This window comes from Micromonospora sp. DT43 (assembly GCF_049841645.1).
GTDB lineage: Bacteria > Actinomycetota > Actinomycetes > Mycobacteriales > Micromonosporaceae > Micromonospora.
On the sequence record NZ_JBNCKR010000004.1, the window covers coordinates 28,823 to 51,604 of the forward strand.

Annotated in this window: 19 protein-coding genes, 1 tRNA gene and 1 other RNA gene; 12 read left to right on the forward strand and 9 right to left on the reverse strand. The window is 71.3% G+C overall.

The features are described 5' to 3' along the window. Nucleotides 1-31: 31 nt before the first annotated feature. Together ACLQ26_RS11660 and ACLQ26_RS11665 are read right to left on the reverse strand one after the other, a co-directional pair. Nucleotides 32-859 carry a class I SAM-dependent methyltransferase gene (locus ACLQ26_RS11660; RefSeq protein WP_425744435.1) on the reverse strand — a complete coding sequence of 276 codons (828 nt, stop codon included), beginning with the start codon at nucleotides 857-859 and terminating at the stop codon, nucleotides 32-34. Between the two features lie 119 nt (nucleotides 860-978). Then, nucleotides 979-1,063: transfer RNA gene (locus ACLQ26_RS11665), tRNA-Ser, on the reverse strand. Nucleotides 1,064-1,145: 82 nt separating this feature from the next. Here ACLQ26_RS11665 and ffs point away from each other — a divergent pair. Then, nucleotides 1,146-1,235: signal recognition particle sRNA small type (gene ffs / locus ACLQ26_RS11670), an RNA gene on the forward strand. A 181-nt stretch (nucleotides 1,236-1,416) separates the two neighbouring features. Further along, nucleotides 1,417-4,476 (forward strand): DNA polymerase III subunit gamma and tau, encoded by a 3,060-nt coding sequence (locus ACLQ26_RS11675; protein ID WP_425744436.1) that lies wholly within the window; start codon nucleotides 1,417-1,419, stop codon nucleotides 4,474-4,476. A 152-nt stretch (nucleotides 4,477-4,628) separates the two neighbouring features. On the opposite strand, the gene ACLQ26_RS11680 is transcribed toward ACLQ26_RS11675, so the two are convergent. Further along, a complete protein-coding gene (locus ACLQ26_RS11680; RefSeq protein ID WP_425744437.1) occupies nucleotides 4,629-5,306 on the reverse strand; it encodes a DUF998 domain-containing protein in 678 nt (225 codons plus the stop codon). Nucleotides 5,307-5,698: 392 nt separating this feature from the next. Between ACLQ26_RS11680 and ACLQ26_RS11685 the strand changes: the two genes are divergently transcribed. The 7 genes from ACLQ26_RS11685 to ACLQ26_RS11715 all read left to right on the forward strand — a co-directional run bounded on the left by ACLQ26_RS11685 (nucleotide 5,699) and on the right by ACLQ26_RS11715 (nucleotide 12,754). Further along, complete coding sequence (locus ACLQ26_RS11685) at nucleotides 5,699-6,007, forward strand: YbaB/EbfC family nucleoid-associated protein (protein ID WP_425744801.1); 309 nt, start codon at nucleotides 5,699-5,701, stop codon at nucleotides 6,005-6,007. 8 nt (nucleotides 6,008-6,015) lie between these two features. Beyond that, nucleotides 6,016-6,609, forward strand: a complete 594-nt coding sequence (gene recR / locus ACLQ26_RS11690; protein ID WP_007466277.1) for a recombination mediator RecR — start codon at nucleotides 6,016-6,018, stop codon at nucleotides 6,607-6,609. A 315-nt stretch (nucleotides 6,610-6,924) separates the two neighbouring features. Continuing rightward, the gene (locus ACLQ26_RS11695; RefSeq protein ID WP_425744438.1) at nucleotides 6,925-8,586 is read left to right on the forward strand and encodes an ABC transporter substrate-binding protein; all 1,662 of its coding nucleotides are present in this window, start codon (nucleotides 6,925-6,927) and stop codon (nucleotides 8,584-8,586) included. An 82-nt stretch (nucleotides 8,587-8,668) separates the two neighbouring features. Next, nucleotides 8,669-9,673, forward strand: a complete 1,005-nt coding sequence (locus tag ACLQ26_RS11700; protein WP_355238747.1) for an ABC transporter permease — start codon at nucleotides 8,669-8,671, stop codon at nucleotides 9,671-9,673. Then, the gene (locus ACLQ26_RS11705) at nucleotides 9,670-10,632 is read left to right on the forward strand and encodes an ABC transporter permease (protein ID WP_363686715.1); all 963 of its coding nucleotides are present in this window, start codon (nucleotides 9,670-9,672) and stop codon (nucleotides 10,630-10,632) included. The genes ACLQ26_RS11700 and ACLQ26_RS11705 overlap by 4 nt, the downstream gene beginning before the upstream one ends. A gap of 8 nt (nucleotides 10,633-10,640) precedes the next feature. Then, nucleotides 10,641-11,654: an ABC transporter ATP-binding protein gene (locus tag ACLQ26_RS11710; protein WP_425744439.1), complete on the forward strand. Its 1,014-nt coding sequence runs from the start codon at nucleotides 10,641-10,643 to the stop codon at nucleotides 11,652-11,654. Beyond that, the gene (locus tag ACLQ26_RS11715; RefSeq protein WP_425744440.1) at nucleotides 11,651-12,754 is read left to right on the forward strand and encodes an ABC transporter ATP-binding protein; all 1,104 of its coding nucleotides are present in this window, start codon (nucleotides 11,651-11,653) and stop codon (nucleotides 12,752-12,754) included. The genes ACLQ26_RS11710 and ACLQ26_RS11715 overlap by 4 nt, the downstream gene beginning before the upstream one ends. Nucleotides 12,755-12,844: 90 nt before the next feature. Here the strand turns inward: ACLQ26_RS11715 and ACLQ26_RS11720 are convergent, their stop codons facing one another. Continuing rightward, complete coding sequence (locus ACLQ26_RS11720) at nucleotides 12,845-13,237, reverse strand: hypothetical protein (protein WP_425744441.1); 393 nt, start codon at nucleotides 13,235-13,237, stop codon at nucleotides 12,845-12,847. After that, nucleotides 13,237-13,878, reverse strand: a complete 642-nt coding sequence (locus ACLQ26_RS11725) for an HNH endonuclease family protein (RefSeq protein ID WP_425744442.1) — start codon at nucleotides 13,876-13,878, stop codon at nucleotides 13,237-13,239. The genes ACLQ26_RS11720 and ACLQ26_RS11725 overlap by 1 nt, the downstream gene beginning before the upstream one ends. A 107-nt stretch (nucleotides 13,879-13,985) precedes the next feature. On the opposite strand from ACLQ26_RS11725, the gene ACLQ26_RS11730 reads away from it, so the two are divergent. Then, nucleotides 13,986-15,479: an MFS transporter gene (locus ACLQ26_RS11730; RefSeq protein ID WP_425744443.1), complete on the forward strand. Its 1,494-nt coding sequence runs from the start codon at nucleotides 13,986-13,988 to the stop codon at nucleotides 15,477-15,479. A gap of 30 nt (nucleotides 15,480-15,509) precedes the next feature. Here the strand turns inward: ACLQ26_RS11730 and leuA are convergent, their stop codons facing one another. Further along, on the reverse strand, nucleotides 15,510-17,261 hold the full coding sequence (gene leuA / locus ACLQ26_RS11735; protein ID WP_425744444.1) for a 2-isopropylmalate synthase: 1,752 nt from the start codon (nucleotides 17,259-17,261) through the stop codon (nucleotides 15,510-15,512). 237 nt (nucleotides 17,262-17,498) lie between these two features. Beyond that, the gene (locus ACLQ26_RS11740) at nucleotides 17,499-18,770 is read right to left on the reverse strand and encodes an MFS transporter (RefSeq protein WP_425744445.1); all 1,272 of its coding nucleotides are present in this window, start codon (nucleotides 18,768-18,770) and stop codon (nucleotides 17,499-17,501) included. A gap of 72 nt (nucleotides 18,771-18,842) precedes the next feature. Between ACLQ26_RS11740 and ACLQ26_RS11745 the strand changes: the two genes are divergently transcribed. Beyond that, entirely contained in the window at nucleotides 18,843-19,835 is a 993-nt protein-coding gene (locus ACLQ26_RS11745) for an ArsR family transcriptional regulator (protein ID WP_425744446.1), read from the forward strand. Nucleotides 19,836-19,840: 5 nt separating this feature from the next. Here ACLQ26_RS11745 and ACLQ26_RS11750 read toward each other — a convergent pair whose 3' ends face one another. After that, a complete protein-coding gene (locus ACLQ26_RS11750) occupies nucleotides 19,841-20,371 on the reverse strand; it encodes a nitroreductase family protein (protein WP_425744447.1) in 531 nt (176 codons plus the stop codon). Nucleotides 20,372-20,455: 84 nt separating this feature from the next. Next, nucleotides 20,456-21,244: a hypothetical protein gene (locus tag ACLQ26_RS11755; protein ID WP_425744448.1), complete on the reverse strand. Its 789-nt coding sequence runs from the start codon at nucleotides 21,242-21,244 to the stop codon at nucleotides 20,456-20,458. 267 nt (nucleotides 21,245-21,511) lie between these two features. On the opposite strand from ACLQ26_RS11755, the gene ACLQ26_RS11760 reads away from it, so the two are divergent. After that, entirely contained in the window at nucleotides 21,512-22,777 is a 1,266-nt protein-coding gene (locus ACLQ26_RS11760) for an aspartate kinase (protein ID WP_007466238.1), read from the forward strand. Nucleotides 22,778-22,782 lie beyond the last annotated feature (5 nt).

The window sequence follows — 22,782 nt, forward strand, 5'->3', positions numbered from 1 at the left end:
CCGGGGTCGTCGACGATTCGGTGGCGCCTTGTCAGGGTCGCCAGATGACGACGCCCACGTCCTGTCGCCGCTCTGCGAAGCGGCCGTCCCGCGCCGCCGCCGTCAACAGCTCCCGTAGGTCCGCCTCGAAGGCGGCGAGCCGGTCGGCGAACAGGTGCGGCGCCGAACTGGACAGCGAGAACACCGCCGAGACGATCTCGTCCACCGACCGTTCCACGACCATGCCCTGCTCGACGGTGACCCGGGTGGGGCCGGTGAAGCCCGCCGCCAGCATGATCTCGCCCTCGCCGCTCGGAGTGCCCGAGGGCAGCGATCCCTGACCGGCCCGGCGGACCGGCCCCAGGTAGCGCGCGACCAGCTCGTTGATCTCCGGCCACGGCGGCCGGGGGTACGGCAGCGGGTCATCGCCGGGCACGCCCTGATGGGTGGTGGCGCCGACGTGGACCCAGGCCCCGTCGGGCGTGAGCATGTCGCGGACCCGCCGGGCCACGAGTGGCCGATCCATCCAGTGGAACGACTGCGCGAACGTGGCGACCCGGAACGTACCCAGATCGGCCGGCAGGGCCTCGGCTCGCAGGCACCGCCACTCGACGGTGGTGGTCCCGGCCGCATCGGCTCGGCGTTGCGCCTCGGCGAGCATGCCCCGGTCGGGGTCGACCCCCACCGCCGCCTCGAACAGCGGCGCGAGCAGCAGCGTCAACGACCCGGGCCCACAACCGACGTCCAGGAGGCGACCGGTGCCGTCGAGGTCGAGCGCCGTACGGATCACGTCGGCGAGTTCGGGCGGATAGGGCAGCCGGCCCGCGCTGTAGTGACGCGCGGTGCCCGCGAACAACGTCTCGTCCCACTCCCATGCCACGCCGTCGATGAGACCACAGGCGTGGACCCGGGCCGACCGATATTCGGTCGAGGTCTCCGCAGACGGCTCAGGGCCGGTCCCCATGGGGCCGGCCCTGTCGTTTTGCCTGCTCAAGCGAGCGGAGGATACGAGATTCGAACTCGTGAGGGTGTAAACCCAACACGCTTTCCAAGCGTGCGCCCTAGGCCTCTAGGCGAATCCTCCGCGAGCCAGGATACAGGCCCTCGCCGGCCGGGCCACCCCACCACCCCCTGAAGATCGACGGGCGGTCGGGTAGGGTTGGCGTCACCTCCCGTGCGGCGGTATCTCGTGAACCTCCCCAGGGCCGGAAGGCAGCAAGGATAAGCGAGCTCTGCCGGGTGCACGGGAGGCCTTTTTGTCTGTGGGCCGGTTGATCCACTCGACATCCTTGATGTCGGGGCATCCCGGGCATGCGGACACCCCGATTTCCAGGAAGCCGAGTCGATCAAGCCCGAAGGCCTAGGCGCCCCGGCGGGGTGGGTGGTCACCCGCGCCCGACCGGCGCAGAATGGCTCGGTCGAGAGGAGGCGGGACGAGTGACGCTGGCGCTCTACCGCAAGTACCGGCCACGTACCTTCGCCGAGGTCATCGGGCAGGAGCACGTCACCGAGCCGCTGTCGCAGGCGCTGCGCAGCGGGCGGCTCAACCACGCCTACCTCTTCTCCGGCCCCCGCGGCTGCGGCAAGACGACAAGCGCCCGGATCATGGCCCGCTCGCTCAACTGTGAGCAGGGCCCCACCCCCGAGCCGTGCGGCAAGTGTGAGTCGTGCCGCTCGCTGGCCACCGACGGCACCGGCTCCATCGACGTGATCGAGATCGACGCGGCCAGCCACGGCGGTGTCGACGATGCCCGCGAGCTGCGCGAGCGTGCCTTCTTCGCGCCGGCCAGCAGCCGCTTCAAGATCTACATCATCGACGAGGCGCACATGGTCTCGACCCAGGGCTTCAACGCCCTGCTCAAGCTCGTCGAGGAGCCCCCGGAGTACGTCAAGTTCATCTTCGCCACCACCGAGCCGGAGAAGGTCCTCGGCACGATCCGGTCGCGGACCCACCACTACCCGTTCCGACTGTTTCCGCCGAAGGTGGTGCGCCCCTATCTGGAGCAGCTCTGCCAGGCGGAGGGAGTCACAGTCGAGCCGGCGGTCTTTCCGCTTGTGGTGCGCGCCGGTGGCGGCAGCATGCGGGACAGCCTCTCCGTACTCGACCAGCTCATCGCCGGCGCCGGCCCGGAGGGGGTCGGCTACGCCCGGGCCGTCGCGCTGCTCGGGGTCACCGACTCGGCGCTGATCGACGAGATGTGCGACGCGCTGGCCGCCGGTGACGGCGCGGCCGCGTACGCCACCGTCGACCGGGTCGCCGAGGCCGGGCACGACATGCGCCGGTTCGCCTCCGACCTGCTGGAGCGGTTCCGCGACCTGATCGTCCTGCAGCAGGTGCCGGACGCCGCCGCGAAGGGCCTGATCGACGGCCCCGCCGACCAGCTCGAGCGGATGGCCGCCCAGGCTGCGCAGCTCGGCTCGGCCACGCTGTCCCGCTGCGCCGACATCGTGCACAACGGGCTGGTCGAGATGCGCGGCACCACCGCGCCCCGGCTGCTGCTGGAGCTGATCTGCGCCCGGATGCTGCTGCCCGGCGCGGACGACTCCACCGGCGGCCTGCTCCAACGCCTCGAACGGATGGAACGCCGGCTCACCCTGAGCGGCACCGACGCGCCGTCGGCCGCCGCCGGCTCCGCGGCAGCGGCCCACCAGGAAGTACGCCCACAGCACGCCCCTCCGGTCCCGGCTGCCGCCACCCCGGCACCCGCCAACGCCCCGACCTCCGCACCGCCGTGGGACGTCGACCCGTCCGCGTCCCCGACACCGGGCACGCGGACCGCAGCCGCTGCGGGTTCGGGCGCTGCCGGGCCGGGCGCTGTCGGCTCGGGTGCTGCCGGTTCGGGCGCTGCCGGCTCGGGTGCTGCCGGTTCGGGCGTTGTGGGCTCGGACGTTCGCGCACCCGGTGCACCGGCCTCGTACGCACCCTCGGGGACCGACTCGCCGATTCCGGCATCACCCGGTGCGTCGGCCGTCCCCGCGCCGACGTCCGTTGACCGGGCCGCGCCCGTCTCGCCCGCCGGAGCGGACACCGGCTCGCCGGCCCCGCGTCGCGTGGTGCCGCCGTCGGCCGTACTGCCCGACCCGGCGACACCCGTGCCGCCCCGCCCTGGCGCGCCGGCGGCCGCACTGGACGCGGTCGCGGTCCGCCGTGCCTGGCCCGACGTGGTCGGCAAGGTCAACCGGACCAACAAGCGGATCGCCGCCCTCATGCGTGACGCGGTGGTGCGGGAACTCGACGGCGACATGCTGGTGCTGACGGTCAAGTCCACCGTGCTGGCGAAGATGATGGCCGATCACGCGGCGGTGCTCACCGACGCGCTCTACGAGGAGTTGGGCGGGCGCTGGCAGATCCGCTGCGAGGTGGCCGGCGAGCGGGGTGGCGTGTCGCTGTCCGGCCCGCCGCGCTCCCAGCCAGCCGCGCCGCCCCGCCCGGCCGGGCCGCCGAACGCACCCGCCGCCGCTCCGGCGAGCGCTCCGCCCGTGTCGAACGCGCACGCTGCCGCGCCGAGTGCTGGTCCGGCGAACGGCCATGCCGCTGCGCCGAGTGCCGGCCCGGACGCCGCGTCGAACGCGCACGCTGCCGCGCCGAGTGCTGGCGCGTCGAATGCGCACGCTGCCGCGCCGAGTGCCGCCGCGTCGAATGCGCACGCTGCCGCCCCGAGTGCCGCCGCGTCGAATGCGCACGCCGCGCCCGCGACGAACACGCACGTCTCGACCAACGCGCCCACTGCCGCCGGCCCGAACGCACCCTTCACCGCAGCGAATTCGACGGGTACTGCCGGCCCGGGTTCGCGGGGCGGTGTCGGTGCGGGCGGGTCCACCGGTCACGGTGTGGGTAGCCAGGGCGGCGGGCAGCCCGCCGAGGCGGCTGCCGATGAGGATGACTGGCCGGAGGCGGCCCGTCCCGGCGGCAACACCCCGGCCCCGGCCACCGATGACGAGGACTGGCCGGAAGCCGCCCGACCTGGCGGCGCAGCCACGGCCGACGGTGTCCCGGGCGATTCCGGCTCGGCACCCGCGTCGGCCAGCGCGAACGGTGCCGGCCCGGGTGCGGCGAACGGCTCAAACGGCGGCAATCCAGGTGGCACAGGTTCGACGACCGGTAGGCCGGGCGCGGGGGCGGCCAGCCCGACTGCTGTGGTCCGGCAGCCGGCGGCAGCCGGTGGCGCCCCGGTGAGCAGCGCCATCGCCGCGGCCCGTGCGGCGGCGGCGGGGCGCGGTCCGCGTACCGCGTCGGCAGTCCGGCCCGTCGCGGACGCCGAGTGGGCCGGCGAGCCTCCCTACGACCCGGACTTCGACGGCCCGCAGCGCGGTAGGCGGCCGGGGGGCGCGGCGCCGGCGGCGGCACCGGCCTACGAGGGGTTCGACCCGGGTGACGAACCGTTGGACGAGGTCATCGACGAGAAGACCGCCCGGGAGTCGAGCGAGGAGCAGGCGGTACGGCTGCTTCGGGAAACCTTCGGCGCCGAGAAGATCGACGAGGTCGACGCCCGCTAGGCCCTTGATCGTTGGCAGTTGAGCGACTCGACACGCCGAGCACCGCCCCGCTGAGCCGCCAACGATCCCCGTGCCCGTGCCCGTGCCCGTGCCCGTGCCCGTCCCCGTCCCCGTCCCCGTGCCCGTGCCCGTGCCGCTGCCGCGCCGCCACGCTAGGTCGCTGCGGCCGAGCGGCCATGTGCCGGCCGGTCGGCCGGGGTTTCGGCGAGCAGGGCGCCCAGGCAGCAGGCCCACACCGGAAAGGGCAGCACCGCTATGCGTTCCATGCCGCCGACGCCGATCCCGAAGCCCTCCTGGGCGAAGAACAGTACGGTTCCCGCCAGCGCGGTCAGCCCGGCGGCAAGCGTGAGCGCTCGCCAGCGGCCGAGCACCGTGGTGTTCGGCGCGAAGCCGGCGAGGAGCAGCCCGACGTTGCCCAATCCCATGATCAGGAATGCGCCGAGGACGTGCAGGTTCTCGTCGACGTCGGCCGGGTAGCGGGCCGCCAGGGCGTACCCGCCGGCCGCCAGCAGCAGCAGCGTCTGCGCGGAGCGCACCAGCCCACCGCGACCGAGTGACCGCCAGGTCAGCAGGAGCCCGGCGGCGAGCAGTACGGCGGTGGTCAGCATCGCGGCGTTCATCAACGGGTGCCAGGGTGAGCAGACGTAGCGAGGTCTGGTGGTGTCCCAGATGCCGCAGTGGACGTTGCCGAGGTCGCTGATGTTGTGGGTGGCCCAGCTGTAGGCCGGCTGGCGCCAACGCAGGCCGGTGACCAGGCTGGCGACGAGGAAGATCGGTGCGGCGACCACCCAGCACAGCGCGCCGGCCCGGCCCGTGCGGTTGAGGTTCATGCCGTCGAGCAGACCAGTGCGGTGGCACCCGGCGCACTACCCGCAGATGGCCGGTTCGGGGTAGTGGTAGCCGTACCGTCGCGGGGGCGACGGTCTTCGTCGCTACCGAGCGGCCCGGCGTGTGGGCCCTCGCCAGCCGGGACGCGGTCGTCGTGGTCGGCAGCGCGGTCGGCGGCTCGTCGGACACCGTGCCCGTCGTCGAGTCGCTGGTGCGCGAGCAGTACGACCGGCTGTGAGCCGCGTCATTCCCGGCCCGCATCCAGGCGTCGGCAAGGCTCGGCGGGGCGGACGCACCGGGCGGGAAGGGGTCGGTCCCAGCGGTTAGGCTGGTCGGCGGCCGAGCAGACGAGTGCGAGAAGGAGCCATCCGTGCGCCCAGGTGGACAGCCGAACATGCAGCAGATGCTGAAGCAGGCGCAGAAGATGCAGCAGCAGATCGCCGCCGCCCAGGCCGAGCTGGCCGAGGCCGAGCTGACCGGCACCGCCGGCGGAGGGCTGGTCACCGCGACGGTCTCCGGCTCCGGTGAGCTGAAGACCATCAAGATCGACCCGAAGGCCGTCGACCCGGACGACGTGGAGACGCTTGAGGACCTGGTGGTCGCGGCCATGCACAACGCCGCCGAGGCCGCGCGCGAGTTGACCGAGCGCAAGATGGGTCCGGTCGCCGGCGGCATGGGCGGCCTCGGCCTGCCCGGTTTCTGAGCCGGCAGATGTACGAGGGCGCCATCCAGGACCTGATCGACGAGTTGGGGCGACTGCCGGGCGTGGGCCCGAAGAGCGCCCAGCGGATCGCGTTCCACGTCCTGTCGGCCGACCCGGCCGACGTCACCCGGCTGGCCGGCGCGCTGCGCAAGGTCAAGGAGCTGGTGCGCTTCTGCACGACCTGTTACAACGTGGCCGAGTCCGAGCAGTGCCGGATCTGCCGCGACCAGCGCCGCACCGACGAGGTGCTGTGCGTGGTGGAGGAGCCCAAGGACGTGGTGGCCATCGAGCGGACAGGTGAGTTCCGCGGTCGCTACCACGTGCTCGGCGGCGCGATCAATCCGCTGGAGGGGATCGGCCCCGACAACCTGCGCATCCGGGAGCTGATGACCCGGTTGAGCGGCGGCGCGGTCCGGGAGTTGATCCTGGCCACCGATCCGAACACCGAGGGCGAGGCGACCGCCACCTATCTGGCGCTGATGGTGAAGCCGATGGGGATCGCGGTGACCCGGCTGGCCAGTGGGCTGCCGGTCGGCGGCGATCTGGAGTACGCCGACGAGATCACGCTGGGCCGGGCCTTCGAGGGGCGCCGCGCCGTCTGAGCCCCGCAGCGTACGGCCGATGGCTGGCACCCGATCCGGGTGCCGGCCATCGCTGCGTCCCTGCCCGGAAATGATCTGACACCAGGTCCCTCATTGGGGCGGTTCGACGTAACAGTTTGGCATCGCGGGTGCGGAATGTACGGTCGCGGGCCCGTTTCACCTTCGAATCGTTTGTCAAGCAGCGATTGAGGCACGATCCGATACCAACAGTCCACTCGGCGGTTTCCGGGTGGACACAACGAGAGCTATGGTCACGGCCATCGGTGACCCCTGTCACCACGTTGTCCGTACCCCCAAGGACGAGGTGAAGCACACATGCGTGCACCCAGGCCGAAGGTCGCCATCGCGGCCGTCGCGGTCGCGGCCCTCGCGGTAGCAGGCTGCGCCGAGAGCAACCGCGACGACAAATCCGGCGGTAGCAAGAAGGACACCCTCGTCTTCGGCGTCGCCGGAGACCCGAAGGTGCTCGACCCGAGCTTCGCGAGCGACGGTGAGTCGCTGCGTGTGGCGCGCCAGGTCTTCGAGACCCTGGTCCGACCGGAGGAGGGTGGCACGAAGGTCACCCCCGGCCTGGCCGAGTCCTGGACCCCGGACGCCGCCGGCACCACCTGGACGTTCAAGCTCCGCTCCGGCGTGAAGTTCCACGACGGCACCGACTTCAACGCCGAGGCGGTCTGCGCCAACTTCGACCGCTGGTACAACGCCAAGGGCCTCATGCAGAGCCCGGACGTCACCGCGTACTGGCAGGACGTCATGGGTGGCTTCGCGAAGAACGAGAACGCGGACCTGCCGCCGAGCCTCTTCAAGTCGTGCTCCGCAAAGGACGCGACCACTGTCGACCTGGCGTTCACGCGGGTCTCCAGCAAGATCCCGGCCGCGCTGATGCTGCCCTCGTTCTCCATCCACAGCCCCAAGGCGCTGCAGGAGTTCGACGCCAGCAACGTCGGCGGCACCGCGGACGACATCAAGTACCCGGCGTACGCCACGGCGCACCCGACCGGCACCGGCCCGTTCAAGTTCAAGTCCTGGGACGTCGCGAACAAGACGCTGACCCTTGAGCGCAACGACGACTACGCCGGCAACAAGGCCAAGCTGAAGACCCTGATCTTCAAGACGATCTCCGACGAGAACGCCCGCAAGCAGGCGCTGCGCTCCGGTGACATCCAGGGCTACGACCTGGTCGGCCCGGCGGACGTCGAGCCGCTGAAGGGCGAGGGCTTCAACGTCCTCACCCGCCCGGCGTTCAACGTGCTCTACCTGGCGATCAACCAGAAGGGCAACCCGAAGCTCGCCGACATCCGCGTCCGGCAGGCCATCGCGTACGCGTTGAACCGTCAGCAGCTCGTCGACTCGAAGCTGCCTCCGGGTGCGAAGGTCGCCGACAACTTCATGCCGGACACGGTCGAGGGCTGGAACGGTGACGTCACCAAGTACACCTACGACCCGGCGAAGGCGAAGGCTCTGCTGGCCGAGGCCGGCGCGTCGAACCTGACCCTGAAGTTCCACTACCCGACCGAGGTCACCCGGCCGTACATGCCGAACCCGAAGGACATCTTCGAGCTGCTGTCGGCGGACCTGAAGGCCGTGGGCATCACCGTCCAGGCGATCCCGCTGAAGTGGAGCCCGGACTACCTGAACGCCACCACGTCCGGCAGCAAGCACGACATCCACTTCCTGGGCTGGACCGGCGACTACGGCGACGCCTACAACTTCATCGGCACCTTCTTCGACCGGCCGAAGGACGAGTGGGGCTTCAACAACAAGGCCCTGTTCGAGCAGTTCAAGGACGCGGACACCACCGCGGACATCGCGGCCCGGACCGAGAAGTACAAGGCCCTGAACAAGTCCATCATGGACTTCCTGCCGGGTGTGCCGATCTCGCACTCCCCGCCGGCGATCGTGTTCGGCAAGGACGTGACCGGGGTCAAGGCGAGCCCGCTCACCGACGAGCGGTACGCCACCGCCGAGTTCAAGTAGGTCCTGCACCAACGCAAGGAACGCGGGCGGGCGCTGTCACACAGCGCCCGCCCGTAACCCTCCGCAACCCTTCGAGGCCGCCGTGTTCCGGTTCATCGTCAGACGCCTGCTGCAGCTGATACCCACGCTGTTCGGGCTCTCCCTCCTGCTCTTCATCTGGCTCCGGCGACTGCCCGGCGGCCCCGAGACCGCCATCCTCGGCGAGCGCGGCACGCCCGAGATGCGTGCCGCGATCCGGCACAACATGGGCCTCGACGAGCCCATCCTCGTGCAGTACGGCCGCTTCGTCCGACGGATGGTGCAGCTCGACCTGGGCACCTCGACCTCCACCAAGAGGCCGGTCACCACCGAGTTCATCGAGCGCTTCCCCGGCACCGTCGAACTGACCATCACCGCGATGGTGATCGCGATCGGTGTGGGTATTCCGCTGGGCTACCTGGCCGCCCGCCGTCGGGGCCGGTTCCTCGACCACGCCTCCGTGGGCGGCTCGCTGATCGGCATCTGCATCCCGGTCTTCTTCCTGGGCTACGTCCTCAAGGCGATCTTCTCGGAGAACCTGCACTGGTTCCCGTCCAGCGGCCGACAGGACCCGACCCTCGGGGCGACCCGGATCACCAACTTCTTCGTCCTCGACGGGCTGATGACCCGCGAGTGGGACGCCGCCGCCGACGCGCTCTGGCATCTGGTGCTGCCCAGCATCGCGTTGGCAAGCATCCCGCTGGCGATCATCGTCCGGATCACCCGGGCGAGCGTGCTCGAGGTGCTCAACGAGGACTTCGTGCGTACCGCCGAGGCCAAGGGCCTGACCGAGCAGACGGTCCGGCGCCGGCACGTGCTGCGTAACGCGATGCTGCCGGTGGCCACCTCGATCGGTCTGCTCGCCGGCGGTCTGCTCTCCGGCGCCGTGCTGACCGAGACCGTCTTCGCCTTCAGCGGCATCGGAGCATTCGTCGCCGAGGCGATCGGCCAGCGCGACTATCCGGTGCTGATGGGCTTCATTCTGATCATCGCGGTGGTGTACGTGCTGGTGAACCTCCTGGTCGACCTCTCCTACAGCTTCATCGATCCGAGGGTGAGGGTGCGATGACGCTCAGCCCAGGCAAGAAGCGCGAGAAGATCGACCGACTCTCCGAGTTGGCGGCCCGCGACGACGAGCGGGGGGTGAGTCTCTGGCAGGAGGCGTTCCGCCGGCTGCGCGGCAATCCGGCCGCTATCGTCGGCGCGGTCATCCTGGCCCTCTTCGTGCTGGTCGCGGTGATCGGCCCGTTCCTCGTGCCGTACGCGCCGACCGACACGATCGGCATCCGGGAAGGGCTGATCAAGCCCGGTGTCATCCCCGGAGTCGACGGCGACCACTGGTTCGGGTACGACCACCAGGGCCGCGACGAGTTCAGCAGGATGATCGTGGGCGCCCGGCAGACCCTGCTCGTCGGTGTGGTCTCCACGCTCATCGGTCTGGCCATCGGTGCCCTGATCGGTGGTGTCTCCGGCGCCGCGGCCGGCCTCGGCGGGCGGTGGGGCCGGTGGATCGACACCACCCTGATGCGGTTCGTCGACATGCTGCTGGCGATGCCGAGCCTGCTGCTGGCGGTGAGCATCGCCGCCCTGCTCGGGGCCAGCCTGACCACTGTGATGATCGCGGTCGGCGTGGTTTCGGTGCCGGTCTTCGCCCGGCTGCTGCGCGGCTCGATGATCTCTCAGGCCAACAGCGACTACGTGCTGGCGGCCACCTCGCTCGGTGTGAAGAAGTCGAAGATCGCGTTGACCCACGTCGTACCCAACTCGCTCGCCCCGGTGATCGTGCAGGCCACCCTGACCCTGGCTACCGCGATCATCGAGGCCGCGGCGCTCTCCTTCCTCGGCCTGGGCAACCCGGACACGGCCGTACCGGAATGGGGTGTGATGCTCGCCGACGCGCAGCAGTACCTGGGCATCCGGCCGTCGTTGGCGATCTACCCGGCAATCGCGATCATCATCACCGCGCTCGGGTTCACCCTGCTCGGTGAGGCGATGCGTGAGGCCCTCGACCCGAAGCTGCGGAAGTAGGCCCGGAAATGGCACTGCTCGAAGTGGACGACCTCTCCGTCACGTTCGCCCGGCGCGGCCAGCGTGCCGTGCACGCGGTCGACGGTGTGTCCTTCTCGGTCGACGCCGGTGAGGTGGTCGGCCTGGTCGGCGAGTCCGGCTGCGGCAAGAGCGTCACGTCACTGGCGATCATGGGCCTGCTGCCGAAGCAGCCCGGGTTGCGGGTCGGTGGGAAGGCCGTCTTCGACGGCACCGACCTGCTCCAACTCGACGATCGGTCGCGGCGTGACATCCGCGGCCGGGACATCGCGATGATCTTCCAGGACCCGCTGTCCTCGCTGAACCCCGTGATCCCGATCGGGTTGCAGGTGACCGAGGTGCTCGCCCGGCACCGGGGGATGAAGGGCGAGGCCGCCAGCAAGGAGGCGGCCGAGCTGCTCGACCGGGTCGGCATCCCCGACCCGAGGCGCAGGCTGAAGGAGTACCCGCACCAGCTCTCCGGCGGAATGCGGCAGCGCGCGCTCATCGCCATGGCGGTGGCCTGCCAGCCTCGGCTGCTGATCGCCGACGAGCCCACCACCGCCCTGGACGTCACCATCCAGGCCCAGATCCTGGAGCTGCTCAAGGGTCTGGTTCGTGACTCCGGCACCGCGTTGCTGATGATCACCCACGACCTCGGGGTGGTCGCCGGCATGTGCGACACAGTCAACGTGCTCTACGGCGGCCGGGTGGTCGAGACCGCCCGACGTCGGCCGCTGTTCCGCGCGCCGCGACACCCGTACACAGTGGGTCTGCTCGGCTCGGTGCCGCGCCTGGACGCCGGGCGGGGCGAGAAGCTCAACCCGATTCCCGGCTCGGTCCGCGACCTGCTGCCGTGGCCGGACGGCTGCGCCTTCGCGCCGCGCTGCGCTCGGCGGACGGACGAGTGCGTCGGTGAACCGCCGCAGCTGGTGCTCGCCCACGACGGTCGTAGCTACCGGTGCGTCAACCCGGAGCCGGTGCCCGGCACCGTGCCCGCCCCGCGCGAGGAGGAGCCAGCGTGAGCGACAACGACGCGCTCGTCGAGGTTCGCGATCTGAAGGTGCACTTCCCGATCAAGCGGGGAGTGCTGTTCGACCGGGTGGTCGGCCATGTGCAGGCCGTCGACGGTGTCGACCTGACCATCGCGCGCGGCAAGACGTACGGCCTGGTGGGCGAGTCCGGCTGTGGCAAGTCCACGCTAGGGCGGGCGCTGCTCCAGCTCACCCCGCCGACGTCCGGGGAGGTCAGCTTCGACGGCGTCGAGCTGACGACGCTGGCGCCGGGCAAGCTGCGCGCGATGCGCCGCCGGATGCAGATGATCTTCCAGGATCCGATGTCCAGTCTCGACCCGCGGCAGAACGTCGAGTCGATCCTCACCGAGGGGATGCAGACCCACGGGATCGGCGCCGACCGCACCGACCGGCGGCGGATCATCGGCGAGACGCTGGACGCGGTGGGGCTGCCGCGCTGGGCGCTGTCCCGCTATCCGCACGAGTTCTCCGGCGGGCAGCGGCAGCGCATCGGCATCGCCCGCGCGCTCGTGCTCGGGCCCGAGCTGATCGTCGCGGACGAACCGGTCTCGGCGCTGGACGTCTCGATCCAGGCCCAGGTGGTCAACCTGCTCGACGAGCTACAGGACAGCCTGGGGCTCACCTACCTGGTGATCGCGCACGACCTCGCGGTGGTTCGGCACATCTCGGACACGGTCGGTGTCATGTACCTGGGCGCGCTTGTCGAGGAGGCGCCGAGCGACCGGCTCTACACGGAGCCGCTGCACCCGTACACCCGGGCGTTGATGTCGGCGGTTCCGGTGCCGGACCCGGACGTGGAGGACCGGCGGGAGCGGATCCTGCTCGCCGGCGACCTGCCCTCGCCCGCCAACCCGCCGTCCGGCTGCCGCTTCCACACCCGCTGCCCGTGGGCGCAGCCCACCCGCTGCTCCGACGAACGTCCGGTGCTGCGGGAGATCGGCGCCAGTCGGGTGGCCTGCCACTTCGCCGAGCAGATCGCCAGCGGTGAGCTGCGTCCGCACCAGGTCAGCGCGCAGATCACCCGGCCCGCAGGCGAGGGCGACGCGCCGGGAGTGGTCTCGGCGCCCAGCGAGCCCGGCTCGTACGTCTGACGCGCACCTGGTCCGCGTGAGCGTGGCCGGCCCGCTCGATCTGATCATCGACCGGGACCGGCCGCGCACCGCCTCCGCACGGGCGCTCGGTCAGCCCTCGGGGCGGTGCAGCAGGGCCACCGCCACGGCGTGCACCGCGTCCAGCCCGGCCGGGTCGCCCAGCGGGACCGAGCCGCCTGTCACCACGTACCACTCGTCCGCGTCCTTGTACTGCACCCGCAGCGTGACCTTGCCGTCGGCGTACTCGGTGCGCAGGGTCAGCTCCCCGGTGACCACCCCGACCTCGTCGGTCATCACCCCGCCCGGACCGGGCACGATGTCGGCGGTGCGGCTCTGCGCGCCACCGGCGCCGTCGGAGTCCGCGACCATGCCGGCCCCCGGCACCGCGGCCGAGGGTTCGGCGCTGCCATCCGCGGTCATGCCGGCCGCGGCCGGGCCTGTGTCACCTTTCGGCTCGGCGCCTGTCGCAGCTCCCTCACTCATCAACAGCCCTCCAACATGTCGGTCAGGGCGGCCTTCTCGGCACTTGTCACCGTCAGCCGCCAGTGGTGCTTGACCGTCACCCAGTCTCTGGCGTACTGGCACCAGTACGACCGGTTCGCCGGCTTCCACTGGGACGGGTCCTGGTCACCCTTTGCCCGATTGGAGGACGCGGAAACCGCGAGGAGCTGCGGCCGGGTCGTGTCGTTGGCGAAGTCGCCGCGCTTCGCGTCGTCCCACTCGTCGGCGCCCGAGCGCCACGCGTTGGCCAGCGGCACCATGTGGTCGATGTCCACGTCGGAGGGGTCGGTGGCGGTACGGCCGTCGTACACGCTCTCCCAGCGACCGCCGACGACGTTGCAGCCGGACAGCTTCACGTCCTTGCCGTCACGTTGCAGGATGCTGTCCCGCACGTCGCAGTTCTTCCCGGTGTTCCGCCAGTGCGGGAAGTGCTCCCGGCTGTAGCCCTTCATCGAGCCGGCGGTGGCGACGGTCAGCTGGCCCAACTGCTGCGCCGCGTTGCCGCCGTCGCCAGGTGGGGGCGGCGTTCCCGTCTCGTCCGGAGGGACGCAACCGGCTACGCCGAGCGCCAGCGCCGCGACGAGCGCGGTCACCGCCGCGCGCGGTCCTGATCTGGTACGCACAGACGACACCTCTCCAGCTTGCGGGCTTCTGGCGATTGCGCACAGTACCCGGGAACGGTTTCGGCGTTTCGTGGCGTCTCCCACATCCTGCAAGGCAGATTGGTGAGATGACCACAGCCTTACCGTCGCCCGCTCTTAGAATGGGCACCGCCGCCGGCCGGGGGACGCTGCTCGCTGCGGTGCTCGCCTCCGGCATGGTCTTCCTCGACAGCACAGTCGTCAACGTGGCGCTGCCGAAACTCGGCCAGGATCTCGGGGCCAACGTTGCCGATCTCCAGTGGACCGTGAACGGCTACCTGCTGATGTTGGCGGCGTTCGTGCTGCTCGGTGGCGCGCTCGGGGACCGCTTCGGCCGACGACGGCTCTTCCTGATCGGGGTGGTGTGGTTCACCCTGGCGTCGGTGTTGTGCGGGCTGTCCCAGGGCACCGGCTGGTTGATCGGGGCCCGGTTCCTCCAGGGCGCGGGCGGGGCGCTGCTCACGCCCGGCTCCCTGTCGGTGCTCCAGGCCAGCTTCCACCCGGACGACCGGGGAAAGGCGATCGGCGCCTGGGCCGGGCTGTCCGGCGTGTCCACCGCGCTGGGCCCCTTCCTCGGCGGCTGGCTGATCGACGCGCTGTCCTGGCGGTGGATCTTCTTCCTGAACGTGCCGATAGCCGTGTTGGTGGTGCTGGCCACCGCCCGCTGGGTGCCGGAGAGCCGGGACGAGAACGCCTCCCGGACGCAGGGGCCGGGCCGGACGCGACGCCGCTTCGACGTGGCCGGGGCGCTGCTCGGCGCGCTCGCGCTCGCCGGCGTCACGTACGCCCTGATCGACGCGCCCGCGCGGGGCTTCGCCTCGGCGTCGGTGCTGATCGCCGCGCTGGTCGGGGTGCTGGCCGCGGTGGCCTTCGTGCTGCTGGAACGGCGGCGCGGCGACACGGCGATGCTGCCCACCGGGCTGTTCGGCAGTCGGCTCTTCTCCGTCCTGAACATCTTCACAGTCGTGGTCTACGCGGCGCTCAACGGGTTCACCTTCTTCTTCGCCGTCTACCTGCAGAACGTGGTCGGGTGGTCGGCCTTCCGCACCGGGATCGCGCTGCTGCCGATGACGTTGCTGCTGCTCGTCGGGTCGGCGCGGGCAGGTGCGCTGGCGGCGCGGATCGGTCCCCGGCTGCCGCTTGCCGTCGGGCCGGTGGTGGCTGCCGTCGGTCTGCTGCTGCTGCGCGGCGTCGATCCGGGCGCGTCGTACTGGACCGACGTGCTGCCCGGAGTGCTGCTCTTCGGCCTCGGGCTGACGCTCGTGGTGGCGCCGCTCACCGCGTCGGTGCTCGCCGCGGTCGGGGACCGGTTCTCCGGGGTGGCCAGCGGCTTCAACAACGCCGCGTCCCGGGCCGGCGGTCTGCTCGCGGTGGCCGCGCTGCCGCTGCTCGTCGGCCTCTCCGGCGGCGGGTACGAGCAGAAGACCGAGCTGACCGACGCGTTCCGGGGAGCGCTGGCCTGGTCCGCGGGGCTGTTGCTGGTCGGCGCGGTGCTGGCCCTCGTGCTGGTGCACCGGCCGTCCCGGGAGGCCCCGCCGTCGCAGCCCTGTCACTCGATGCCCGCCGCCACACCCCCGAAGTAGCGAACCACCTCGGGGGCGCGGCACGTGCGATCAGCCGCGGGCGCGGTTGACGGCGCTGGTGACCGCCTTGATCGAGGCCGTGACGATGTTGGCGTCGGTGCCGACACCCCAGACCGTCCGACCGTCCACCTCGCACTCCACATAGGCGGCGGCCTGCGCGTCCCCACCGGAGGACAGCGCGTGCTCGTGGTAGTCGAGCACGCGGACGGCCACACCCACCGACTGGAGCGCGTTGACGTACGCGTCGATCGGGCCGTTGCCGACCGCGGCGAGCGCGCGCTGCTCGCCGCCCACGCCCACCTGCGCCTCGATCTCGACCTTGCCGTCGGTGGTGCCGATCGTGTAGCCGCCGAACCGGATCGCCGGGTTCGGCTGGTGGTCGAGCAGGTAGTGCGTCGCGAAGATCTCCCACATGGCGCGGGGGTCGACCTCGCCGCCGTCGTGGTCGGTGACCTGCTGCACGACACCGGAGAACTCGATCTGGAGCCGGCGGGGCAGGTCCAGCTGGTGCTCGCTCTTCATGATGTACGCGACGCCGCCCTTGCCGGACTGCGAGTTGACCCGGATGACGGCCTCGTAGGTGCGGCCCAGGTCCTTCGGGTCGATGGGCAGGTAGGGCACTGCCCAGGTGTGCTCGTCCATCTGCACACCGGCGGCCGACGCATCGGCGGCGAGGGCGTCGAAGCCCTTCTTGATGGCGTCCTGGTGGGAGCCGGAGAAGGCGGTGTAGACCAGGTCGCCCGCGTACGGGTGGCGCTCGTGCACCGGGAGCTGGTTGCAGTATTCGACCGCGCGCCGGATCTCGTCGATGTTCGAGAAGTCGATCATCGGGTCGATGCCCTGGGAGAAGAGGTTGAGGCCCAGCGTCACCAGGTCGACGTTGCCGGTGCGCTCGCCGTTGCCGAACAGGCAGCCCTCGATGCGGTCCGCGCCGGCCAGCAGGCCCAGCTCGGCGGCGGCCACCCCGGTGCCCCGGTCGTTGTGCGGGTGCAGGCTCAGCACCACGCTGTCCCGGCGCGGCAGGTGCCTGTGCATCCACTCGATCGAGTCGGCGTACACGTTGGGGGTGGCCATCTCGACGGTGGCCGGCAGGTTGATGATCAGCGGCCGGTCGGGCGTCGGGTCGATCACGTCGATCACCCGGGAGCAGACCTCCAGCGCGTACTCCAGCTCGGTGCCCGTGTACGACTCCGGCGAGTACTCGTAGAAGATCTCCGTGTCCGGGGTGTGGATCTCGGCGTACTTCTGGCAGAGCCGCGCGCCGGTGGTGGCGATGTCGGCGATGCCGTCGCGGTCCAGGCCGAAGACCACCCGCCGTTGCAGCGTGGAGGTCGAGTTGTAGAAGTGCACGATGGCCCGCTTCGCGCCGCGCAGCGACTCGAACGTCCGGTCGATCAGGTGCTCCCGGCACTGGGTGAGCACCTGGATGGTGACGTCCTCCGGGATCATGTCCTGTTCGATGAGCTGCCGGACGAAGTCGAAGTCGGTCTGGCTGGCCGACGGGAAGCCGACCTCGATCTCCTTGTAACCCATCTGCACGAGCAGCTGGAACATCCGGCGCTTGCGTTCGGGCGACATCGGGTCGATCAGCGCCTGGTTGCCGTCGCGCAGATCCACCGCACACCAGCGCGGCGCGGCCTCGACAGTGCGGGTGGGCCAGGCGCGGTCGGGCAGGTCGACCCGGAACTGCTCCCGGTACGGCTGGTAGCGGTGGTACGGCATCTGGCTGGGGCGCTGCCGGGCGATCGGATCGGTCTCGGCGTCGGTGACAGGTTGAGCCATGTCGGAGTGCTCCCTGGAACATGTGGCGTCAGCAGATCGGAAGGTGTCGGCGCGCTGCCGGGCGACGATGCCCGACGGTGCCGAGGGGAAGCTCAGATGTGCTGGACGGCGCGATGCGACTCCGCGACGAGGTGCCGGCCGGTCAGGCCTCGTCGCGGCGGCTAAGGAGGAGAAGCGCCCGCCACATGACCAGGTCACCCTACGTGATGTAGGGGAGGGTGGAAAGGCTGGTCCGGACTATGGGACCGGTGTCATGTCCGACTCCGGGGCCTCGGCACCAAGCCTCGGCGTCCGTTGCGCCCAGGCCACCGCGGGCACGATCGCCACCGCGATCAGCACGAAGATCGCTGCCGTCGGTAACCAACCCCACCCGCCGGTGGACACCCCGAGCGCGGTCAGTCCGGCCGGGGCGACCAGGTACTGGAGCTGCACGCCGAGCCCGAGCGCCCCCACGTACGCACCGCGCTCACCGGCCGGTGGCAGGGTGGCGGTGAGCCCCCAGGTGCCCGCCGACTCGATCAGCTCGGCCAGGATCAGCAGCAACGCGGCGGCAAGCAGCACCACGACTGTGAGCGGGCCCCGGGTCATCCCGGAGATCGGCAGGACCAGGCAGGCCAGGGCGACCAGCAGCCCACCCCGGCGGGAGGCCCGCGCCGCGCCCGCCGCGGTGTCCGTGCCCCGGCTGACCCGCACCTGGAGCAGCACGATCAGGATCGTGTTGAGCAGCACCAGAGCGGCGATCACCGTCTTCGGGGCGTCGGTGTGGGTGAGGATCCACAGCGGCATGACCGTCAGGTAGAGCACCTGGTGCGCGGTGAGCAGCCCGGACAGCAGGGACACCGTCATGAACGGACGGTCCCGCAGCACGGCGAGCCGGCTCATCGGCTCCGCCCGTCGGGCCACCTGCGGCAGCCGGGGCAGTCGCCGCACGAAGAGGGCCGTCACGAGGAAGACCGTCGCGATGAACCAGACCATTCCCCGGTACGCCGTGATCGTGTCCACCGCCAGCACCAGGCCGCTGATCACCGCGCCGAGCCCGAAGCCGACGTTCAGCGACGAGCGCTGGTACGCCATCGCGGTGACCCGTTCGGCCGGTGGGAGCGCGTTGATCGAGTAGACCTGCCGGGCCACGCCGACGGCGGCGTCGACGGCGGCCAACGCCACCACCACGGCGAGGAAGCCGGCGAAGCCGCCCACGAACGGGTACGTCGCGAACAGCGCCGCGTTCAGCACCAGCCCCACCACCCAAACCCGCTGCGCTCCGTACCTGTCGGTGAGCCCGCCCAGCGGCACCGTGCCCAGCAGCGACACCCCCGCCGCGATGGACAGCCCCAGCCCGACCTGGGCGGCGCTGAGCCCCAGCGCCCGGGTGAAGAAGACGGCGCTGCCGGCGTGGAACAGCCCACTGCCGACGGCGTAGACCATGGCCTGCACCGCCAGGGCGCGGATCAGCCCGGCCGGCGGTACGACGTCTCGAACTGCGGTACGAATGGTGTCTCTGGTCCCCATGGCGGGGAAGTGAACCGTGCCCCCACGGAGTCGGTCGAGCCTTTTAGGCTGGACCGAATCCTGCGTCCGGGGGTGCGTGTGTCGGAGTTGCGGTTCAGCCTGGCCGACGTGGCGGGCGTGCGGCTCGTCGTGTCACCGGCCAACGAGACGGTCATGAGCATGTGGGCGCTCGCCGACCCGATCCGCCACGCCGTGCACCTGCCCTGGATCGACCGGGCCCGCGTCACCCTGCGTCGTCCCGAGGTGGCCGTGCGGGTCCGACCGCTCGTGGACCTGACCCGGCCACAGCGCTGGCTGCCCGACTTTCTCACCCCGGCGGCCCTGCCCAACATGGGTATGGCCGAGCAGCTCGACCAGATCGCGGCAACACCACCGGCCGTGGTGGTCCGAGATCTGCTGGCGACCACCCCGAATCGACCGTTGAGCCCGTTCGGGCTGGCGTTGCTCGCCGATCCCCGCGGGCTGCTGCCGCAGCTCGTCGACGCGGTGCGGGTCTGGTATGACGAGGCGATCGCCCCGGACTGGCCACGGATGCGGGCGCTGCTCGACGCCGACGTGGCGTACCGGGCCGCCCAGCTCGCCGAGGGTGGCGCCGGTCGCTTCTTCGAGCAGCTCCACCCGAGCCTGCGCTGGCACGGCGACCGGGTGGTCAGCGATGACCCGTTCGAGCGGGACTTCGACCTTCGCGGGCGCGGGTTGGCGCTGAACCCGGGCGTGTTCGCCAACCGGCGGGTGCTGTGGAACCTGCTGGAGGACTCGATGCCGGCTGGGGCGTACCCGGTCCGGGCCGTCGGGACCTTCTGGGAGGGGGCCGGCCGGCCGTCCGGCGACCCACTGGCCCGGGTGATCGGCCCGGGGCGGGCCGCGCTGCTGGACCTGCTCGACACGGCAACCACCACCACCGACCTGGCCCGACTCACCGGAATGTCGGCCGGAGGCGTCTCCCAGCACCTGGCCGCGCTGCACGCCGCCGGCCTGGTCGTCCGGTCCCGACAGGGGCGGCACGTGCTCTACCGCAACACCGACGCCGCCATGGTCCTGCTCCGGGCCAGCCGGGGACTGTGACCCGATCAGGCGAGCAGCAGGTCGGCGACCGGCCGCCGGTGCCGCAGGCCGGTTTCCCGGGCGCGCAGCTCGGCGGGGAGAGCGAAGGGGTCTCCGAGCCGACCGACGGCGGCGACCACAAGCGGTCGGACGCCGCCGGGCAGGTCGAGTTCGGTGGCGAGGCCGACCCGGTCGAAGCGGACGAGCTGGCGGACGTGCAGGCCGAGCGCCGTGGCCTGCAGGGTCAGGTGGGCCATCGCCTGACCGAGGTCGTACGCGGCCCGCTCGGCGTCGCCACCTGTGTGTGCACCGACCACCAGGGTGGCGGCGTGCCGGGCCCAGCCCTGGTCGTCGGCGGGAAGGCTGACCAGGATCCGTTTCCAGTTCTGGTCGTCCCGGTGGCCGAGCGCGAACCGCCAGGGCTGCCCGTTGTCCGCCGACGGCGCCCACCGCGCTGCCTCCAGCAGCGAGGCCGCCTCCTCCGAGGTCAGGGTGGCACTCGGGTCGAAGGCCCGAGGGCTCCAGCGGAAGGCGAGCAGCGGAGTCAGGTCAGCCATGTGGAAAATCGTCCTGTATGGGCGATTAGCTGCCTTAGGTGGGCCGAGGAGATGTGGGCAAAAGCACCCGTAACGGGATGGAGATCAGGACGTTCCCGCGCTCGGGCTGAGTGACGGGTCGGGCGTCGGAGGGGCCGCGGTGTCGAGGGGTTCCGCGTCCGCCACCACCGGTCCGGCCAGCTGCACGGTGGCGGGCGCCGGACCGGGCGGGGCCGCCAGCCGCAACGTGCCGGCCTCGGTCCGGACGCCCGTCGGCGTGCCGTCGGGGTCGTAGCAGTAGATGCCGACGTCCACGGGCGCGTTCAGCGATGCGGAGGTGGAGTCGACCGAGTAACACGTCCCACTCAGGCCCTTGGGCGTGGCGGCCAGGGCCACCGCGAGCGGCGCGCGTCTGTCGGTAAGCACGTCCAGCCAGTCGGTGAGCGGATGCTGGATCCGGGGATCCAGTCGGCGCGGGAGCGCGTCGTCGCGCTCGCCGAGGCGTACGCAGCGCGCCGGCTCCGGGTGACCGGTCGAGGGCAGGGCGCACTGGAACAGCCCGTCGCCGGTGGCGGCCAGCGAGACGTCGGCGGTGCCACCCAGCGCCCCACCCGGCACGTCGACCCGCCAACTGCCGTCGTTCGCGCTTGTGAACACGATGTCGCGGTCCGGTTGGCCGGACTTGGCGAACACGTACCGCGCCACCAGGTGGCGATCCTGTGCGGCGGCGGCCAGGGCGGCCAGCTCATCCCGGGTGGCGTCCACCTCGACCGGCCCGGGATCGGCAGGCGGCGGAGGCGGAGGCCGCTCGGTGGTGCAGGAGACGAGGACTACCGGCAGGGCGAACACGAGCGGCCCGAGCAGGCGGCCGGCCGAGCGGGAGAGGACGGGCACCGGCCCATTCTGGTGGGTACGGGCCAGCCACGGGCAGCGGCGCGCAGCCGTCCGCCCCGGCGTGTCGTGCGCGGACTTTCGGCGTACCGCCCGACCTCGCGGACCTGGCCACGCGCGTTGCAGGGACGGCCGCGCGGGCCGGATGGTGGGATCACCCGACCCGCCGCCGTGACCCGCCGGATACCCTCATGGGGTCTGACACGCGCCGCCGGCCCCGGTTCCGGCGGCGTCGGCACGCTCAGGGTCGCTGGGAGGGAGTGCACAGTCGTGGCACTCGTGGTGCAGAAGTACGGCGGGTCCTCCGTCGCCAACGCCGAGCGGATCAAGCGGGTGGCCGAGCGCATCGTCGCCGCCCGCAAGGCCGGCGACGACGTGGTGGTGGTGGTCTCCGCGATGGGCGACACCACCGACGAGCTGCTCGACCTGGCCAACCAGGTCAGCCCGCTGCCGCCGGGCCGCGAGCTGGACATGCTGCTCACCGCCGGGGAGCGGATCTCCATGGCCCTGCTAGCCATGGCCATCCACAACCTGGGGTACGAGGCCCGCTCGTTCACCGGCTCGCAGGCCGGTGTGATCACCACCTCGGTGCACGGCCGGGCGCGGATCATCGACGTCACCCCGGGGCGGCTCAAGGGCGCGCTCGACGAGGGCTCGGTGGTCATCGTGGCCGGCTTCCAGGGCGTCTCGCAGGACACCAAGGACGTCACCACGCTGGGTCGCGGCGGCTCGGACACCACTGCCGTGGCGCTCGCCGCCGCGCTGCACGCCGACGTGTGCGAGATCTACACCGACGTGGACGGCGTCTTCACCGCCGACCCGCGGATCGTTCCCAACGCCCGGCACATCCGGGACATCACCTACGAGGAGATGCTGGAGCTGGCCGCGTGCGGTGCGAAGGTGCTGCACCTGCGTAGCGTGGAGTACGCCCGACGGGCGGGGTTGCCGATCCACGTCCGTTCGTCATACTCGACCAACACCGGCACGATGGTCACCGGATCGATGGAGGACCTTTCCGTGGAGCAGGCACTGATCACCGGGGTCGCGCACGACCGCAGCGAGGCCAAGATCACGATCGTCGGGGTGCCCGACGAGCCGGGTGCCGCCGCGGCGATCTTCGACACCGTCGCCGGCGCCGAGATCAACATCGACATGATCGTCCAGAACGTCTCCACCGAGGGCACCGGCCGCACGGACATCTCGTTCACGCTGCCCAAGGCCGACGGCCCGACCGCGATGGCCGCGCTCAGCAAGATCCAGGAACCGGTCAAGTTCAAGGGCCTGCTGTACGACGACCACGTCGGCAAGGTCTCCCTCATCGGCGCGGGCATGCGCTCGCACCCCGGTGTGGCCGCCGGCTTCTTCGCCGCGCTCGGCGCCGCAGGGGTCAACATCGAGATGATCTCCACCTCCGAGATCCGCGTCTCCGTGGTCTGCCGGGACACCGACCTCGACGCCGCGGTCCGCGCCATCCACGACGCGTTCGAGCTGGGCGGCGACACCGAAGCCGTGGTCTACGCCGGGACGGGTAGGTAGCGCCG

Excerpts from the sequence above, each read along its gene's own strand:
- ACLQ26_RS11680 (WP_425744437.1), bottom strand. The coding sequence starts at position 5,306 with ATGAACCTCAACCGCACGGGCCGGGCCGGCGCGCTGTGCTGGGTGGTC.
- ACLQ26_RS11685 (WP_425744801.1), top strand. The coding sequence starts at position 5,699 with ATGCAGCAGATGCTGAAGCAGGCGCAGAAGATGCAGCAGCAGATCGCC.
- recR (WP_007466277.1), top strand. The coding sequence starts at position 6,016 with ATGTACGAGGGCGCCATCCAGGACCTGATCGACGAGTTGGGGCGACTG.
- ACLQ26_RS11695 (WP_425744438.1), top strand. The coding sequence starts at position 6,925 with ATGCGTGCACCCAGGCCGAAGGTCGCCATCGCGGCCGTCGCGGTCGCG.
- ACLQ26_RS11705 (WP_363686715.1), top strand. The coding sequence starts at position 9,670 with ATGACGCTCAGCCCAGGCAAGAAGCGCGAGAAGATCGACCGACTCTCC.
- ACLQ26_RS11710 (WP_425744439.1), top strand. The coding sequence starts at position 10,641 with ATGGCACTGCTCGAAGTGGACGACCTCTCCGTCACGTTCGCCCGGCGC.
- ACLQ26_RS11720 (WP_425744441.1), bottom strand. The coding sequence starts at position 13,237 with ATGAGTGAGGGAGCTGCGACAGGCGCCGAGCCGAAAGGTGACACAGGC.
- ACLQ26_RS11730 (WP_425744443.1), top strand. The coding sequence starts at position 13,986 with ATGACCACAGCCTTACCGTCGCCCGCTCTTAGAATGGGCACCGCCGCC.
- leuA (WP_425744444.1), bottom strand. The coding sequence starts at position 17,261 with ATGGCTCAACCTGTCACCGACGCCGAGACCGATCCGATCGCCCGGCAG.
- ACLQ26_RS11740 (WP_425744445.1), bottom strand. The coding sequence starts at position 18,770 with ATGGGGACCAGAGACACCATTCGTACCGCAGTTCGAGACGTCGTACCG.
- ACLQ26_RS11750 (WP_425744447.1), bottom strand. The coding sequence starts at position 20,371 with ATGGCTGACCTGACTCCGCTGCTCGCCTTCCGCTGGAGCCCTCGGGCC.